The sequence below is a fragment of the Streptomyces sp. NPDC093225 genome, assembly GCF_044753805.1.
GTDB lineage: Bacteria > Actinomycetota > Actinomycetes > Streptomycetales > Streptomycetaceae > Streptomyces.
The window spans coordinates 20,629-36,263 of record NZ_JBIVNX010000067.1 but is presented as its reverse complement, the minus strand read 5'-3'; the positions used below and the strand labels follow the sequence as shown (position 1 = coordinate 36,263).

11 protein-coding genes are annotated in these 15,635 nt (G+C 72.6%); 7 read left to right on the top strand and 4 right to left on the bottom strand.

What is annotated here, in order from left to right; translation table 11 throughout:
- The first annotated feature begins 343 nt into the window (after positions 1-343).
- The 3 genes from ACIQCH_RS34960 (at position 344) to nirD (ending at position 4,766) form a co-directional block, all read left to right on the top strand.
- Positions 344-1,657, top strand: a complete 1,314-nt coding sequence (locus ACIQCH_RS34960; protein WP_402587768.1) for an NAD(P)/FAD-dependent oxidoreductase — start codon at positions 344-346, stop codon at positions 1,655-1,657.
- A gap of 116 nt (positions 1,658-1,773) precedes the next feature.
- The gene (gene nirB, locus ACIQCH_RS34955) at positions 1,774-4,359 is read left to right on the top strand and encodes a nitrite reductase large subunit NirB (protein ID WP_402587772.1); all 2,586 of its coding nucleotides are present in this window, start codon (positions 1,774-1,776) and stop codon (positions 4,357-4,359) included.
- The gene (gene nirD, locus ACIQCH_RS34950; RefSeq protein WP_402587766.1) at positions 4,356-4,766 is read left to right on the top strand and encodes a nitrite reductase small subunit NirD; all 411 of its coding nucleotides are present in this window, start codon (positions 4,356-4,358) and stop codon (positions 4,764-4,766) included. The genes nirB and nirD overlap by 4 nt, the downstream gene beginning before the upstream one ends.
- A gap of 14 nt (positions 4,767-4,780) precedes the next feature.
- On the opposite strand, the gene ACIQCH_RS34945 is transcribed toward nirD, so the two are convergent.
- Positions 4,781-5,188 (bottom strand): VOC family protein, encoded by a 408-nt coding sequence (locus ACIQCH_RS34945; protein WP_402587764.1) that lies wholly within the window; start codon positions 5,186-5,188, stop codon positions 4,781-4,783.
- A 440-nt stretch (positions 5,189-5,628) separates the two neighbouring features.
- Between ACIQCH_RS34945 and ACIQCH_RS34940 the strand changes: the two genes are divergently transcribed.
- Positions 5,629-6,789, top strand: a complete 1,161-nt coding sequence (locus tag ACIQCH_RS34940; protein ID WP_402587763.1) for an alkaline phosphatase PhoX — start codon at positions 5,629-5,631, stop codon at positions 6,787-6,789.
- A 284-nt stretch (positions 6,790-7,073) separates the two neighbouring features.
- Here ACIQCH_RS34940 and ACIQCH_RS34935 read toward each other — a convergent pair whose 3' ends face one another.
- The 3 genes from ACIQCH_RS34935 to dusB all read right to left on the bottom strand — a co-directional run bounded on the left by ACIQCH_RS34935 (position 7,074) and on the right by dusB (position 12,875).
- Positions 7,074-8,063, bottom strand: coding sequence for an ArsR/SmtB family transcription factor (locus tag ACIQCH_RS34935; protein ID WP_402587761.1), 990 nt, complete (start codon positions 8,061-8,063; stop codon positions 7,074-7,076).
- A 549-nt stretch (positions 8,064-8,612) separates the two neighbouring features.
- A complete protein-coding gene (gene ppdK / locus ACIQCH_RS34930) occupies positions 8,613-11,324 on the bottom strand; it encodes a pyruvate, phosphate dikinase (RefSeq protein ID WP_402587759.1) in 2,712 nt (903 codons plus the stop codon).
- Positions 11,325-11,678: 354 nt separating this feature from the next.
- A complete protein-coding gene (gene dusB, locus ACIQCH_RS34925) occupies positions 11,679-12,875 on the bottom strand; it encodes a tRNA dihydrouridine synthase DusB (RefSeq protein ID WP_402587757.1) in 1,197 nt (398 codons plus the stop codon).
- A gap of 179 nt (positions 12,876-13,054) precedes the next feature.
- On the opposite strand from dusB, the gene ACIQCH_RS34920 reads away from it, so the two are divergent.
- The 3 genes from ACIQCH_RS34920 to ACIQCH_RS34910 all read left to right on the top strand — a co-directional run bounded on the left by ACIQCH_RS34920 (position 13,055) and on the right by ACIQCH_RS34910 (position 15,445).
- On the top strand, positions 13,055-14,434 hold the full coding sequence (locus ACIQCH_RS34920; RefSeq protein ID WP_402587770.1) for an MFS transporter: 1,380 nt from the start codon (positions 13,055-13,057) through the stop codon (positions 14,432-14,434).
- A gap of 151 nt (positions 14,435-14,585) precedes the next feature.
- On the top strand, positions 14,586-15,002 hold the full coding sequence (locus tag ACIQCH_RS34915; RefSeq protein WP_402587755.1) for an SRPBCC family protein: 417 nt from the start codon (positions 14,586-14,588) through the stop codon (positions 15,000-15,002).
- Positions 15,002-15,445 (top strand): MarR family winged helix-turn-helix transcriptional regulator, encoded by a 444-nt coding sequence (locus ACIQCH_RS34910; protein ID WP_402587753.1) that lies wholly within the window; start codon positions 15,002-15,004, stop codon positions 15,443-15,445. The genes ACIQCH_RS34915 and ACIQCH_RS34910 overlap by 1 nt, the downstream gene beginning before the upstream one ends.
- The last annotated feature ends 190 nt before the right edge of the window (positions 15,446-15,635 follow it).

Genomic DNA, 15,635 nt, shown 5'->3' with positions numbered 1-15,635 from the left:
AAGCCCTCGGGGTGGGCCTGCCGCAGGGCCTGCAGGCCACCCCTGTCAAGCGCCGAGGGGACCCACACACCACGGGACCCACCCCCGAAGCGAGCAGGCCCGAACCGGCACCCACCCCCGAACCTGCACCCGCCCCCGAACCGGCACCCACCCCCGAACCTGCACCCGCCCCCGAACCGGCACCCACCCCCGAACCGGCACCCACCGCCGAAGCGAGCCCGCCCCCGACGCCGCCCACCCGCGCAGCCCCTCACAACACGCCGCCCCCGCCAGGGAGGGCAGCGTTCCCCCCGGGAAACAGACGCGATGCGGCCGGGAAACAGCCACCCCGCACGCTCCTGACATGACCTCGCGACATGTGGTGGTGATCGGCGGCGGGCTGGCCGGGCCCCGGCTCGCCCAGCGCCTCGCCGGCGTACCCGGCGTACGGGTGACCGTCCTCGGCGAGGAGCCGCACGCCCCGTACAACCGGGTGCTGCTGGCGGAGGTGCTCGCCGGCCGGTACGGGCCCGAGATCGCGGCCCTGCCCGACCCCGGCCCCGTCCTGCACCGGGCCGTCCGGGCGGTCCGCCTCGACCGGGCCGAGAAGGCGGTGCACTGCGACGACGGCACCGTGCTGCGGTACGACGCGCTGGTGCTGGCCACCGGCTCGAACCCGGTACTGCCGCCGCTGCGCGGGCTGTTCGAGCCGAGCGGGGGCGAGCTCCCGGACGGCGTGCACCCGTTCCGCACCATGGTCGACTGCCTGGCCCTGTCGGCCGCGGTCCGCCCCGGCGTGCGGGCGGTGGTGATCGGCGGCGGGCTCCTCGGCGTCTCGGCCGCCCGTGCCCTCGCCGCCCGCGGCGCCCAGGTGGTGCTGACCCAGCAGGGCACCCGCCTGATGGAGCGCCAGCTGGACGAGGACGCGGCCGCACTGGTCCGCGACCACCTGACCGCCCTGGGCGTAGAAATCCACACCGAGTGCCGAGCCCGCGGCCTGCACACGGACGAAACCAGCGCAACCAGCACCAGCACCAGCACCAGCCACACTCCCAGCACCACCACCCCCAACCCCACCCCCCGTCGCGTAACCGCCGTGGAACTGGCCGACGGCTACCGCCTGGACGCCGAGCTGGTCGTCATCGCCTGCGGGGTCCGCCCCCGCATCGGCCTCGCCCAGGCGGCCGGCCTGACCACGCGCCGCGGGATCGTCGTGGACGACGCCCTGCGCACCTCGGACCCCGACGTATACGCCATCGGCGACTGCGCCGAGCACCGCGGCACCGTGTACGGGCTCGCGGGCCCCGCCCTCGAGCAGGCCGACACCCTCGCCGGCATGCTCACCGCAGACCTCAGCGGCTCCGGCGGGAGCGCGCCCCACCCGCCCTACACCGGCACGCGCGCCCTGACCCGCCTCACCCTCGCCACCGGCGACCGCCCCCTCGACCTCGCCGCCTTCGGCGAGACCACCCCCCGCCCCGGCGACGACGTACTGCGGCTGGCCGACGCCACCCGCGGCACGTACCGCAAGGTCGTCCTCCGCGACGACCGGCTCGTCGGCGGGGTCCTGCTCGGCGAACTCTCCACCGTCGGAGCGCTCGCCCGCACCTGGGAGGCCGACGACGTCCTGCCCGCCGCCACACCGCTCCACCTGCTCACCGACGACGGAGGCTCCTGACCGTGACGACGGACACCACCCCAAGCAGCGCACCGGCCACCAGCACCAGCACCAGCACCAGCACCAGCACCACCCTCCCGTCCACCCGCCCCACGCTCGTGCTCATCGGCCACGGCATGGTCGGCCAGCGCTACCTCGAGGCGCTCGCCGAGCGCGGCCTGACCCGCAGCCACCGGGTCGTCGTCCTGTGCGAGGAGCCCCGCCCCGCCTACGACCGGGTCCACCTGACCTCGTACTTCAACGGCAGCAGCGCCGAGGACCTGTCGCTGACCCCGGCCGGGTTCATGGCGGAGCACGGCATCGAGCTCCACCTCGGCGACCCCGCCACCGCCGTCGACCGCACGGCCCGCACCGTCACCGCCCGCTCCGGCCGGGTCTTCGGTTACGACGCGCTGGTCCTGGCCACCGGCTCGTACCCGTTCGTGCCGCCGGTGCCCGGCAAGGACGCCGAGGGCTGCTTCGTCTACCGCACCATCGAGGACCTCCTCGCCATCGAGGCGTACGCCGAGGGCCGCACCACCGGTGCCGTGGTCGGCGGCGGCCTCCTCGGGCTGGAGGCGGCGGGCGCCCTGCAGGGCCTCGGACTGGACACCCACATCGTGGAGTTCGCGCCCCGCCTGATGCCGGTGCAGGTCGACGACGGCGGCGGCGCGGCCCTGCTGCGCACCATCGAGGGCATGGGCCTGAGCGTGCACACCGGCACCGGCACGCAGGAGGTCGTCACCGGCCCCGAGGGCCGCGTCACCGGCATGCGGCTGTCCGACGGCACGGTCCTCGACACCGAGCTGGTCGTCTTCTCGGCCGGCGTGCGCCCCCGCGACCAGCTCGCCCGCGACTGCGGGCTGGCGGTCGGCGAGCGCGGCGGCATCGCCGTCGACGCCCGCTGCCGCAGCACCTCGGACGCGGACGTGTACGCGATCGGCGAGTGCGCGCTGGCCGTCGACGGCCGCGTGTACGGCCTGGTCGCCCCCGGCTACGAGATGGCCCTGACCGCCGCCGACGACCTGCTCGCCCGCACCACGCAGCCTGCGGCCCCGGCCCCTGCCTCGCACCCGGACCCGGCCGCAGCCGCAGCCGGAGCCCCGGACGCACCTCCCACCCGCGAGTTCACCGGCGCGGACCTGTCCACCAAGCTCAAGCTGCTCGGCGTCGACGTGGCCTCCTTCGGTGACGCCCACGGCACCGCCGAGGGCTGCCTCGACGTCGTCTACTCCGACTCCCGCTCGGGCGTCTACAAGAAGCTCGTCATCGCCCGCGACGGCACCCTCCTCGGCGGTGTCCTGGTCGGCGAGGCCGACGCGTACGGGCTGCTGCGCCCGCTCACCGGCTCGGTGCCGCCCGTCGCCCCCGAGCAGCTGGTGCTGCCCGCCGGGGCCGGCGCGCCGGTGGCCATCGGCCCGTCCGCGCTCCCCGACGACGCGGTGATCTGCTCCTGCCACAACGTCACCAAGAAGGCCATCACCGCGCACACCACCCTCCCCGAGGTCAAGAAGTGCACGAAGGCGGGCACCGGCTGCGGCAGCTGCCTGAAGGTGATCGGCCAGCTGCTGCCGGCCTCCACCGACAAGGGGCTGTGCGGCTGCTTCCCGTACACCCGCGCCGAGCTGTACGAGATCGTCCGCACCCTGCGGCTGACCTCGTTCGCCGCGCTGCTCGACGGCCACGGCCGGGAGGCCGCCCGGGGCGGCGAGGGCTGCGAGGTCTGCAAGCCGGCGGTCGGCTCGATCATCGCCTCGCTCGCACCGGCCATCGGCGCCGAGGGGTACGTGCTCGACGGCGAGCAGGCGGCCCTCCAGGACACCAACGACCACCACCTCGCCAACCTGCAGCGCAACGGCTCCTATTCGGTGGTGCCGCGGATCCCCGGCGGCGAGATCACCCCCGAGAAGCTCATCGTGATCGGCGAGGTGGCCCGTGACTTCGGCCTCTACACCAAGATCACGGGCGGGCAGCGGATCGACCTCTTCGGCGCGCGCGTCGAGCAGTTGCCCTCCATCTGGGCACGGCTCGTGCACGCCGGCTTCGAGTCCGGGCACGCGTACGGCAAGGCCCTGCGGACCGTGAAGTCCTGCGTGGGGCAGACCTGGTGCCGGTACGGCGTCCAGGACAGCGTACGGATGGCGATCGACCTGGAGCTGCGGTACCGGGGCCTGCGCGCCCCGCACAAGCTGAAGTCCGCCGTCTCCGGCTGCGCCCGCGAGTGCGCCGAGGCGCAGAGCAAGGACTTCGGAGTGATCGCCACCGCCGGCGGGTGGAACCTGTACGTCGGCGGCAACGGCGGCGCCACGCCGCGCCACGCCGATCTGCTCGCCCAGGACCTCTCCGACGCGGAACTGGTCCGGCTGATCGACCGCTTCCTGATGTTCTACATCCGCACCGCCGACCGGCTGGAGCGCACCTCGGTGTGGCTGGAGCGCCTGGAGGGCGGCCTGGACCACCTGCGGGACGTGGTCGTGCACGACTCGCTGGGGCTGTGCGACGAGTTGGAGGCCATGATGGCCGCCCACGTGGCCCACTACCGCGACGAGTGGGCCGAGACGCTCGAGGACCCGGAGCGGCTGCGGCGGTTCGTGTCCTTCGTCAACGCGCCCGGCGCCCCCGACCCGACGGTGCGGTTCGTGGCGGAGCGCGACCAGATCAAGCCCGATCTGGAGGTCCTGACCCTCTCCCCCGCCCGCCTGCTGGAAGGAACGCCCCGATGAGTACCGCGAGCACCGTGAGCACCACGCCCACCACTCCCGCCGGCACCTCGACCGTCGAACTGCTCACGGGGGAGGAGTGGTTCGCCGTGTGCGAGCTGGCCGCCCTCACCCCCGGCCGCGGGGTGGCCGCCCTGCTGCCCGACGGGACGCAGGTCGCGCTGTTCCTCGACCGGGCCGGGCGTCCGTACGCCATCGGCAACCAGGACCCCTTCACCGGCGCGCAGGTGCTCGCCCGGGGGCTGCTGGGCTCCGCGGACGGGCGGCCGTTCGTCGCCTCGCCGCTGCTCAAGCAGCGCTTCGACCTGGAGTCGGGGCGCTGCCTGGACGACGACGAGGTGACGGTGGCGACGTACGAGGTCCGCGAGGTTCGCGAGGGCCGCGAGGTGCGCGAGGTACGCGCGGCCTGACGGGCGGGACCGGATCAGCCCTGGACGGCCGCGGGGTCCATCCACATCGGCTCCCACACGTGGCCGTCCAGGTCCGCGAAGGCGCGGCTGTACATGAAGCCCATGTCCTGGGCCGGGCGCGGCTCGCTGCCACCGGCGGCGACCGCGGCGTCGGCGATCGAGTCGACCGCGGCGCGGTCGTCCCGGCTCAGGGCCAGCAGCACCTGGGAGGTCTTGTGCGCGTCGGCGATCTCCCGGTCCGTGAACTCCGCGAACTTCTCGTGGGTGAGCAGCATCGCGAAGATCGTGTCGCTGATCACCATGCAGGCCGCGGTCTCGTCGGTGAACTGCGGGTTGAAGGTGAAGCCGAGCTTGCCGTAGAAGCCCTTGCTCGCCTCCAGGTCCTTGACCGGCAGGTTGACGAAGATCATCGTGGCGGACATCAGCCGTCTCTTCTCTCTCGGGTGCGCCGCCCGGGCCGGGTGGCGGTTTCAGAGGGATAGACCGGCGGTGCCCACGGGACTCATCGCCCGCGGGCGATTTTTCTCGAAGATTTCTTCCGTCCATCGAACCCGCAGGTCAGATGGGGTGCGATGGCAGGCCTTCAGGTCGCGGAGCGCAGCTCGAGGGCGGCCGAGGGGCTGAACCCGGGGTTCTCCTCGGCGTCCGGACCCCGGTGCAGCCCGTCCACGGTGGCGTGCCACGGCTGCTCCCGGCATCCGGCGCGCGCCGGCCGACCTCCACTCCCCCTCGTCCGGCAGCGGCCGCCCGCGCGCCATCCGCCGTTGGCGCGGGGGCCACACCAGGTGGCTAGGTTCCTCGGCGCTCCACCCCCGCCCCGCCCCCGGGCGCGGGCCGTCCCCCCTCGTCGAGGAGTGTGACCGTGGAACGTCGTACCTTCCTGCGCGGCGCCGTCGTCGGCACGTCCGCCGCCGCCTTCGGCGGCACGTTGATGCACGGTGCCGCCTACGCCGCCCCCGCACAGCCCGGCCCCGGCCCGTACGGCGCGCTCGGCGCGGCCGACGCGAACGGGATCATGCTGCCCGCCGGCTTCTCCAGCCGGGTGATCGCCCGCTCCGGCCAGACCGTCCCCGGCACCTCGTACGCCTGGCACAGCGCCCCGGACGGCGGCGCCTGCTTCGCCGACGGCACCGGCTGGATCTACGTCTCCAACTCCGAGGTCAACCCCTCGGGCGGCGCGAGCGCGGTCCGCCTCGACTCCGCCGGCACCGTCACCTCCGCCTACCGGATCCTCTCCGGCACCCGCCAGAACTGCGCCGGCGGCCGGACGCCCTGGAACACCTGGCTCTCCTGCGAGGAGGTCAGCCTCGGCTACGTCTACGAGACCGACCCCTGGGGCGTGAACGCGGCCGTGCAGCGGCCCGCACTGGGCAGGTTCAAGCACGAGGCGGCCGCGGCCGACCCGGTCCGCCAGGCCGTGTACCTGACCGAGGACGAGACCAACGGCTGCTTCTACCGCTTCGTCCCCACCACCTGGGGCAACCTGTCCGCCGGCACGCTCCAGGTCATGGTCGCCGGCTCGGCCACCTCCGGGACCTTCACCTGGCAGAACGTCCCGGACCCGGACGGGTCCCCGACCGCCACCCGCAGCCAGGTCTCCGGCGCCAAGCACTTCAACGGCGGCGAGGGCTGCCACTACGCGAACGACACCGTCTGGTTCACCACCAAGGGCGACAACCGGGTCTGGCAGCTCAACCTCGCGAGCGGCACGTACGAGCTGGCCTACGACGACTCCCTCGTGGTCGGCGGCGGCGCCCCGCTCACCGGCGTGGACAACGTCACCGGCTCGACGTTCGGCGACCTCTACGTCGCCGAGGACGGCGGCAACATGGAGATCTGCCTGATCACCCCGGACGACGTGGTGGCGCCGTTCCTGCGGATCACCGGCCAGTCCTCCTCGGAGATCACCGGCCCGGCCTTCTCCCCCGCCGGCGACCGGCTGTACTTCTCCAGCCAGCGCGGCACCACCGGCAGCTCCACCGGCGGCATCACGTACGAGGTGACGGGCCCCTTCCGCACCTGACCCGCCGCCCGACCCGAGGCACCCCGGGGCACCCCGACCCACGCCGACCGAGCCGGCCCGCGCCGACCACCCCCTCGGCCCAGCCCCCTGACCCGACCGCCCGGAACGCGTACGGCCCCGCCGGAGGACCTCCGGCGGGGCCGTACGGGCGGCACGCCTCCCGCGCGGCGGGCTTCCCGGACCGGACCGCAGGGTTCGGGACGCCGCGGGCACACGCAGGGCACCACGGGCACGCAGACGCAGAGCACCCCGGCACGCCCACGCAGGCCGCCGCGCGCCGGCCCTCAGGAGGCCACGGCGCCGCCCTTGAGCAGTGCGGCCCCCAGCGGGGTCACCGTGTGCAGCACCGCGTTGCCGTGCCGCAGGGTCGTCACCAGGCCCGCCTCGCGCATCACGCAGGCGTGCTGGCTGGCGGAGGCCAGCGACACCCCCGCCCGCCGGGCCAGCTCGCTGGTGGTCGCACCGTCGCCGATGGCCCGCAGGACCACCGAGCGGGTGTGCCCGACGAGCTTGCCCAGCGTCTTGTGCGCCCCCGGGTCGGCCCGGCGCGGTGCCGCCGTCGAGACCAGCTGGGCGGCCGCCGGGTAGACCAGCACCGGCGGCAGCTCCGGGTCCACCAGCGTCACGGCGGTGCGCCGGCAGAAGAACGACGGCTGGAGCAGCAACCCCCGCCCGCGCAGCCACAGGTCCCGGTCGACCGGGTAGTCGCACTCCAGCACCGGCGCGCGCCACCGCAGCATCGGCGGCAACGAGGCGAGGAGCTCGTCCGCGCCGCCGTCGAGGAGCGCCCGGCCGCGCGCCGCGCGCTCGGCCTCCACCTGGGCCTGGATGTGGGTCCAGTACGGCTCCACGGCGGCCCGGTGGTAGGTGCGCAACTCGGCGAGCAGGCGACCGATCTGGGTCGGGCCGCCCTCGGCGAAGTCCCGCAGCCGCTGGGCCGTGGCGGCCCCGGCGGAGGACACCAGGGAGAGCTCCTTGCGCAGCCGGGACGCCCGGGTCCCCCGCAGCGCGTCGAGGCCGAGCTCCATGCCGTACCGGCCCTCCGAGGGCGTCAGAAAGTCCGGGAAATAGCCCCGGGACGGTATGAGCGCGCTCAGCAGGCGTGTTTCACCATTCAACCGGGTACGGGTCTCTGTACGCCATTCACCGAACAGCCTGGCGTCCCGCCGATCTCTTAAGCGATGAAAACTCAGAATCGTTTCCCACAACGCATCGGGTCTACCCGCCATCCGCACCCGTGCCAGGTCCACTCCAGTGAAATGGATACGCAGCACCGAACCCCCACCTGTGCAACCGCAATCACCCCGCCCCACGAGTATGCACACCGTCACGCGACGTCACCACGCCCTTTCGGCCACAGTTGAAACCCCTTTCGGCAGGGGCGTGACAAGCGAAATGCTGTAGTCCGCCGGGCACACTCCGGGGCGACCGGAAACGCTCCGCGAAGGCCGTGGGGGGCTTTGCGGGGCCTGGCGGTCGGTCGCAACGGGAAGCGCCGACGTGTCCGGTTGATTGACAGGAGGCGGCGGGCGGGTGGGGATCCGCCCGCCGCCTGCTGGTCTATTTACGCTCGTTTATGGATAAGCCGGGATATAGGTCCCGCGGCGCCCGCCGCAACCACCCGTGACCCGCAGGAACCACCCCGGACATGCCGGAACCGCCTCCCGCTCATGAGGGTCGAGGTCTGAGCGGAAGACGGTTCCGAAGCGGCCGACGGTCCGGGGGGTCAGGGATCCCGGGTCCCGAGCAGCCGTGCGCGGGTGGTTCGTGCCACCCGCCCTGGCCGGCGGTTCGCGCCGCCGGCCGGGCCTGGGAGAGCGGGATCAGCGGCTGTCGCTGCCCTTCGCCTCGGCCGCCGCGCGGCCGGCCTCCAGGCGCGCCACCGGGATCCGGAAGGGCGAGCAGGAGACGTAGTCGAGGCCGACCTCGTGGAAGAAGTGCACGGACTCGGGGTCGCCGCCGTGCTCGCCGCAGACGCCGAGCTTGATGTCGGGGCGGGTGGCCCGGCCGGCCTCGACGGCCAGGCGGACCAGGGAGCCGACGCCGTCCTTGTCGATGGTCTCGAACGGGCTGACGCCGAAGATGCCCTTCTCCAGGTACGCGGTGAAGAAGCTGGCCTCCACGTCGTCGCGGGAGAAGCCCCACACCGTCTGGGTCAGGTCGTTCGTGCCGAAGGAGAAGAACTCCGCCGCCTCGGCGATCTGGCCGGCCGTCACGGCGGCGCGCGGCAGCTCGATCATCGTGCCGAGGGCGAGCTTCAGCTCCACGCCGGTGGCCCGCTCGACGTCGGCGATGACCGCCTCGGCCTCCTCGCGGACGATCTCCAGCTCCTGGACGGTGCCCACCAGCGGGATCATGATCTCGACGCGCGGGTCGCCCTTGGCGTTCTTGCGCTCGGCCGCGGCCTCGGCGATCGCCCGGACCTGCATGGCGAACAGGCCGGGGATGACCAGGCCGAGGCGGACGCCGCGCAGACCCAGCATCGGGTTCTGCTCGTGCAGCCGGTGCACGGCCTGGAGCAGGCGCAGGTCGTTCTCGTTGTGGTCCTCGCGGGCCTCGGCGAGCGCGACGCGCACCGACAGCTCGGTGATGTCGGGCAGGAACTCGTGCAGCGGCGGGTCGAGCAGGCGGACGGTGACCGGCAGGCCGTCCATCGCCTCGAACAGCTCGACGAAGTCCGTCTTCTGCAGCGGCAGCAGCTCGACGAGGGCGACGTCGCGCTCCTCCTCGGTGTCCGCGAGGATGAGCTTCTCGACCATCTCGCGGCGCTCGCCGAGGAACATGTGCTCGGTGCGGCACAGGCCGATGCCCTGGGCGCCGAAGCGGCGGGCGCGCATCGCGTCCTCGGCGTTGTCGGCGTTGGCGCGCACCCGCAGGCGGCGGACGCGGTCGGCGTACGCCATGATCCGGTGCACGGCGGCGACGAGCTCGTCGGCCTCGTCGGCGCCGGCGTGCATGCGGCCCTCGAAGTACTCGACGACCGGGGACGGTACGACCGGTACCTCACCGAGGTAGACCTTGCCGGTGGAGCCGTCGATGGAGACGACGTCGCCCTCCTCGACGACCTGGCCCGACGCGGTGGTCATGCGGCGGCGCTTGGTGTCGACGTCGAGCTCCTCGGCGCCGCAGACACAGGTCTTGCCCATGCCGCGGGCCACCACGGCGGCGTGCGAGGTCTTGCCGCCGCGGGAGGTCAGGATGCCCTCGGAGGCGATCATGCCGTCGAGGTCGTCGGGGTTGGTCTCGCGGCGGATCAGGATGACCTTCTCGCCGGAGCGGGACCACTTGACCGCGGTGTAGGAGTCGAAGACGGCCTTGCCGACCGCCGCGCCCGGGGAGGCGGCGATGCCGCGGCCGACGAGCTCGGCCTTCGCCTTGTCGTCGAAGCGCGGGAACATCAGCTGGGCCAGCTGGGCTCCGGTGACGCGCTGGAGGGCCTCGGCCTCGTCGATCAGGCCCTGGTCCACCAGCTGGGTGGCGATGCGGAAGGCGGCACCGGCGGTGCGCTTGCCGACGCGGGTCTGCAGCATCCACAGCTGGCCGCGCTCGATGGTGAACTCGATGTCGCACAGGTCCTTGTAGTGCGTCTCGAGGGTCTCCATGATCTGCATCAGCTGGTCGTACGACTTCTTGTCGATCTGCTCGAGATCGGCGAGCGGCACGGTGTTGCGGATGCCGGCGACGACGTCCTCGCCCTGCGCGTTCTGCAGGTAGTCGCCGTAGACGCCCTGGTGACCGGAGGCGGGGTCGCGGGTGAAGGCGACGCCGGTGCCCGAGTCGGGGCCGAGGTTGCCGAAGACCATCGAGCAGATGTTGACGGCGGTGCCGAGGTCGCCCGGGATGCGCTCCTGGCGGCGGTACAGCTTCGCGCGCTCGCCGTTCCAGGAGTCGAAGACGGCCTTGACGGCGAGGTCCATCTGCTCGCGCGGGTCCTGCGGGAAGTCGCGGCCGGTCTCCTTGGCGACGATCTTCTTGAAGGTCTTGACGAGCTTCTTCAGGTCGGCGGCGTCGAGGTCGGTGTCGACGGTGACCTTCTTGGCGGCCTTGGCGTCGTCCAGGGCCTCCTCGAAGAGCTCGCCGTCCACGCCCAGGACGGTCTTGCCGAACATCTGGATCAGGCGGCGGTACGAGTCCCACGCGAAGCGCTCGTTGTTGGCCTGGGCGGCCAGGCCCACGACGGACTCGTCGGAGAGGCCGATGTTGAGGACCGTGTCCATCATGCCGGGCATCGAGAACTTGGCACCGGACCGGACGGAGACCAGCAGCGGGTCGTCGGACTGGCCGAGCTTCTTGCCCATCGTGGCCTCGAGGGCCTCCAGGTGCGCGGTGACCTCGTCACGGAGCGCGGCCGGCGCCTCACCGCTGTCGAGGTAGACCTTGCAGGCCTCGGTGGTGATGGTGAAGCCGGGAGGGACCGGGAGACCGAGGTTGGTCATCTCGGCGAGGTTTGCTCCCTTGCCGCCGAGGAGGTCCTTGAGGTCGCGGTTTCCCTCGGTGAAGTCGTAGACGAACTTCTGCTCAACGTTTTCCGACACGGGTCTCGACTCCTCGAGGACTCGGTGGCTGCCCTGACGGCGAGGAACATACCCAGATCGAAGGCATCTGGGTACGCCCACTTGGCGGTCCCATGGCTCCAACCACCCGTCCGCCAGCAGATCGAAAGTAACCGATCGGTAGCCCAAACGCGTGAAGAGCTTTCAGGTCTCGAAGTCGCGCGGGCCCCAGACCCCATGATCCAGCTCAGATGAGCGATGATCGATACAATTGTGTTCACTTCTTGAACGAACAATGGGTGGCACCCAGTGCCACCCTTTGAGAGTTGCAGCCGTGGTTTTTCCGCTCATCTGAGCGCAACCCCACGCATGCGTGGCGCATATCACGCCGTCCGTTCAGCCTCCGGACGTATCCAGTTCCGCTTCTTCGCTCACCCCGGCGCAGTCGTACGGATCCTTGAGCCAGCCGTCCGGGAGGACAACCCGGTTGTTTCCGGACGTCCGGCCCCGGGGACCGTCCGCACCCTCGGGCCAGGGCTGGTCCAGGTCGAGCTCGCTCAGATGAGCGTCGAGCTCGGCGAGGGACGAGGTGACCGCCAGCTTCTTGCGCATCTCGGAACCGACCGAGAACCCCTTGAGGTACCAGGCCACGTGCTTACGGAAGTCGATCACTCCGCGGGACTCGTCGCCGATCCACTCCCCCAGCAGGGTGGCGTGCCGGACCATGACCGCGGCGACCTCGCGCAGCGTGGGCCGCGCCAGCTCGTCCGTACGGCCCTCGAAGGCGGCGACCAGGTCGCCGAACAGCCACGGACGGCCCAGGCAGCCGCGCCCGACGACCACGCCGTCGCAGCCGGTCTCGCGGACCATGCGCAGCGCGTCCTCCGCGCACCAGATGTCGCCGTTGCCCAGCACCGGGATCTCGGGGACGTGCTCCTTCAGGCGCGCGATCGCCTCCCAGTCGGCGGTGCCGCCGTAGTGCTGGGCGGTGGTGCGGCCGTGCAGCGCGATGGCGGTGACGCCCTCCTCGACCGCGATGCGCCCGGCGTCGAGGTAGGTGAGGTGGTCGTCGTCGATGCCCTTGCGCATCTTCATGGTCACCGGGAGGTCCCCGGCGTTGCCGACGGCCTCGCGGAGGATGGCGCGCAGCAGGTTCCGCTTGTAGGGGAGGGCCGAGCCGCCGCCCTTGCGGGTGACCTTGGGGACGGGGCAGCCGAAGTTGAGGTCGATGTGGTCGGCCCGGTCCTCGTCCACGATCATGCGGACGGCCTTGCCGACGGTCACGGGGTCGACGCCGTACAGCTGGATGGACCGGGGCTTCTCGGTCTCGTCGAAGTGGATCAGCTGCATGGTCTTGTCGTTGCGCTCGACCAGGGCTCGCGTGGTGATCATCTCGCTCACGAACAGCCCCTTGCCGCCGCTGAACTCGCGGCACAAGGTGCGGAACGGGGCGTTGGTGATGCCGGCCATGGGCGCGAGCACCACCGGCGGCTGCACGGTGTGCGGTCCGATGGTGAGGGCGGGCGCCGCGGGGGCGGCCTGGGCGGGGGCCGCCGCGGGGCCCGTGGCGGGCGTCAGGTCGAGCGTGGTCATTGCCCCATTGTCGCGCACCACGCCGACAGGTGGTTAGTTAGGCGTACTATATTGTTATGGCCCGGTTCAGGTTCCCCAAGCCCCGCCCCGACGCTGCAGAGCACGCGCCGCCCGGGCCACACGCCCCCACCCCTTCCCCGCCGGGTCCCGCCGCGCCGCCCGACCCGCGCCGCAGGCTTCTGGTCCTCGGCATCTGCTGCATGAGCCTCCTGCTCGTCAGCCTGGACACCACCGTGCTGAACGTCGCCCTGCCGTCCATGCGGCGCGAGTTCGACGCCTCGGTCGCCGGCATGCAGTGGACCATCGACGCGTACACCCTCGTCCTCGCCTCGCTGCTCATGCTGGCCGGTTCCACCGGCGACCGGGTGGGCCGGCGCAAGGTCTTCGGCACCGGCCTGGTCGTCTTCACCGCGGGCTCGCTGCTGTGCTCACTGGCCCCGAGCCTGGGGGCACTGGTCGCCTTCCGCGTGGTGCAGGCGGTGGGCGGCTCCATGCTCAACCCCGTCGCCATGTCGATCATCACCAACACCTTCACCGAGCCCCGCGAACGCGCCCGCGCGATCGGCGTGTGGGGCGGGGTGGTCGGCATCTCCATGGGCGCCGGCCCGGTGATCGGCGGCCTGCTGGTGGACACCGTCGGCTGGCGCTCGATCTTCTGGCTGAACCTGCCGGTCGGCCTGCTCGCCCTCGTGCTCACCCTGCGGTACGTGCCCGAGTCCCGCGCGCCGCACGCCCGCCGTCCGGATCCGGTGGGCCAGCTCCTGGTCATCGCGCTGCTCGGCTCCCTGACGTACGGGATCATCGAGGCCCCGCACGCCCCGGCCTGGGCCACCTGGCTGTGCGGAGCCGTCGCGGTGGGCTCCCTGACCGGCCTGGTCCGGTACGAGCGGCGGCGCACGGAGCCCCTGATCGATCCGCGGTTCTTCGCGAGCGCCCCGTTCAGCGGGGCGGTCGTCATCGCGGTGTGCGCGTTCGCCGCGCTGGGCGGCTTCCTCTTCCTGAACACCCTCTTCCTCCAGGAGGCCCGCGGGCTCTCGCCGCTCGACGCCGGCCTGTACATGCTCCCGATGGCCGCCCTGACCTTCCTCTTCGCGCCCCTGTCGGGACGGCTGGTGGGCACCCGCGGCCCACGCCTGCCGCTCCTGGTCGCGGGCGCGGCGATGGCCGCGAGCGCCGTGCTGCTCGCCTGGCCCGGCCTGGTCACCCCGGACGGCTCGGACGTGCCGCTGTTCGCGGCGTACGTCCTCTTCGGCGCCGGCTTCGGACTGGTCAACGCCCCCATCACCAACACGGCCGTGTCCGGCATGCCCCGTGCGCAGGCGGGCGTGGCCGCCGCCGTGGCCTCCACCAGCCGGCAGACCGGCGGCACCCTCGGCGTGGCGGTGATCGGTTCGGTGCTGGCGGGCGGCCTGGCCGGCGGCGCCGACTTCGGTGCGGCGAGCCGCCCGGCGTGGTGGGTCATCGCCGCCTGCGGCGCCGTGGTGCTCGCGGTCGGCGCCCTGACCACGGGCCGCTGGGCCATGTCGACGGCGAACCGCGCGCACGGCGCTGGACGGTGACGGTGAGTCCGCCGAGCGCACTGGACTGCGAGTCCGTGGCGAAATACTCTCCGCACAGATAGTCTGCGCACAGATTGATTCGGCCGGGCCGGTGGCGTCACGCCGGCGGGACCACCCGGCCGTCATTCACGAAGCGAACGGGGAACGCACCATGTGGACGTACGAGCACAGCGTCGAGACCACCGCCGCGCCCGAGGCCGTCTGGCGGCACTGGGAGGACGTGGCGAACTGGGGCGCCTGGAACGCCGACATCGAGAAGATCGAGACCACCGGCCCGTTCGCGGCGGGCACGGGCATCACCATGCACCCGGCCGGCCAGGACCCGGTGGAGCTCACCCTGGCGGAGGTGCGCGCCCCCGAGGTGTTCGTGGACGAGGCCCGCTTCGACGGGCTGCTGTTCCGCACCACCCACCGCACGGCCCCGCTGCCGGCCGGCGGAGCCCGCATCACCTACCGCATGGAGATCACCGGCGCCGCGGCCGACGCCGTCGGGCCGCAGGTGGGCCCCGGCATCACGGCGGACTGGCCCGACACCATGGCCGCGCTGGCGCGCCGCGCGGAAGCCTGATGCTCACCCCCGGGCAGAGCCCCGGCTTCCTGTTGTGGCACGTGACGCTGCGCTGGCAGCGCGCCGTCACGGCGGCTCTGGCGCCGCTCGGGCTCACGCACGTGCAGTTCGTGCTGCTGGCCTGCACCTGGTGGCTCAACGGCGAGGGCGGCCGCCCCAACCAGCAGGCGGTGGCGCGACAGGCCGGTACGGACGTCAAGATGACCTCGCAGGTGCTGCGCACCCTGGAGGCCAAGGGGCTCGTCGAGCGCGAGACCGATCCCGCCGACACCCGGGCGAAGCGCGTGCGCGTCACCGCGGCGGGAGCCGAGCTGGCCCCGCGGGCCATCGCGGCGGTGGAGGCGGTCGACGGCGAGTTCTTCGCCCGGGCTCCTGATCCGCTGGCGGTGTTGCGGGCGTTGGCGGAGGACGGGGCTGAGGGCGGGCCGGATCGGGTCGGGTAGTACCGGGTCGGGTCGGGTAGCAGGCGTGGCTGCTGCTTGGTGGAGCATTGGTGCGTGGTTGGGGTTGCGGTGGCCCGCTTCGGGGCCGTCCCGTGGCGTGTGGGTCCCCTCGCCTCTTGACCCGGCATGGCCTGCAGGCCCTGCGGCAGGCCCACCCCTGGGGCTTCGGGGCCTTCGGCCCTGGCCTACG

Excerpts from the sequence above, each read along its gene's own strand:
- ACIQCH_RS34960 (WP_402587768.1), top strand. The coding sequence starts at position 344 with ATGACCTCGCGACATGTGGTGGTGATCGGCGGCGGGCTGGCCGGGCCC.
- nirB (WP_402587772.1), top strand. The coding sequence starts at position 1,774 with ATGGTCGGCCAGCGCTACCTCGAGGCGCTCGCCGAGCGCGGCCTGACC.
- nirD (WP_402587766.1), top strand. The coding sequence starts at position 4,356 with ATGAGTACCGCGAGCACCGTGAGCACCACGCCCACCACTCCCGCCGGC.
- ACIQCH_RS34945 (WP_402587764.1), bottom strand. The coding sequence starts at position 5,188 with ATGTCCGCCACGATGATCTTCGTCAACCTGCCGGTCAAGGACCTGGAG.
- dusB (WP_402587757.1), bottom strand. The coding sequence starts at position 12,875 with ATGACCACGCTCGACCTGACGCCCGCCACGGGCCCCGCGGCGGCCCCC.
- ACIQCH_RS34915 (WP_402587755.1), top strand. The coding sequence starts at position 14,586 with ATGTGGACGTACGAGCACAGCGTCGAGACCACCGCCGCGCCCGAGGCC.
- ACIQCH_RS34910 (WP_402587753.1), top strand. The coding sequence starts at position 15,002 with ATGCTCACCCCCGGGCAGAGCCCCGGCTTCCTGTTGTGGCACGTGACG.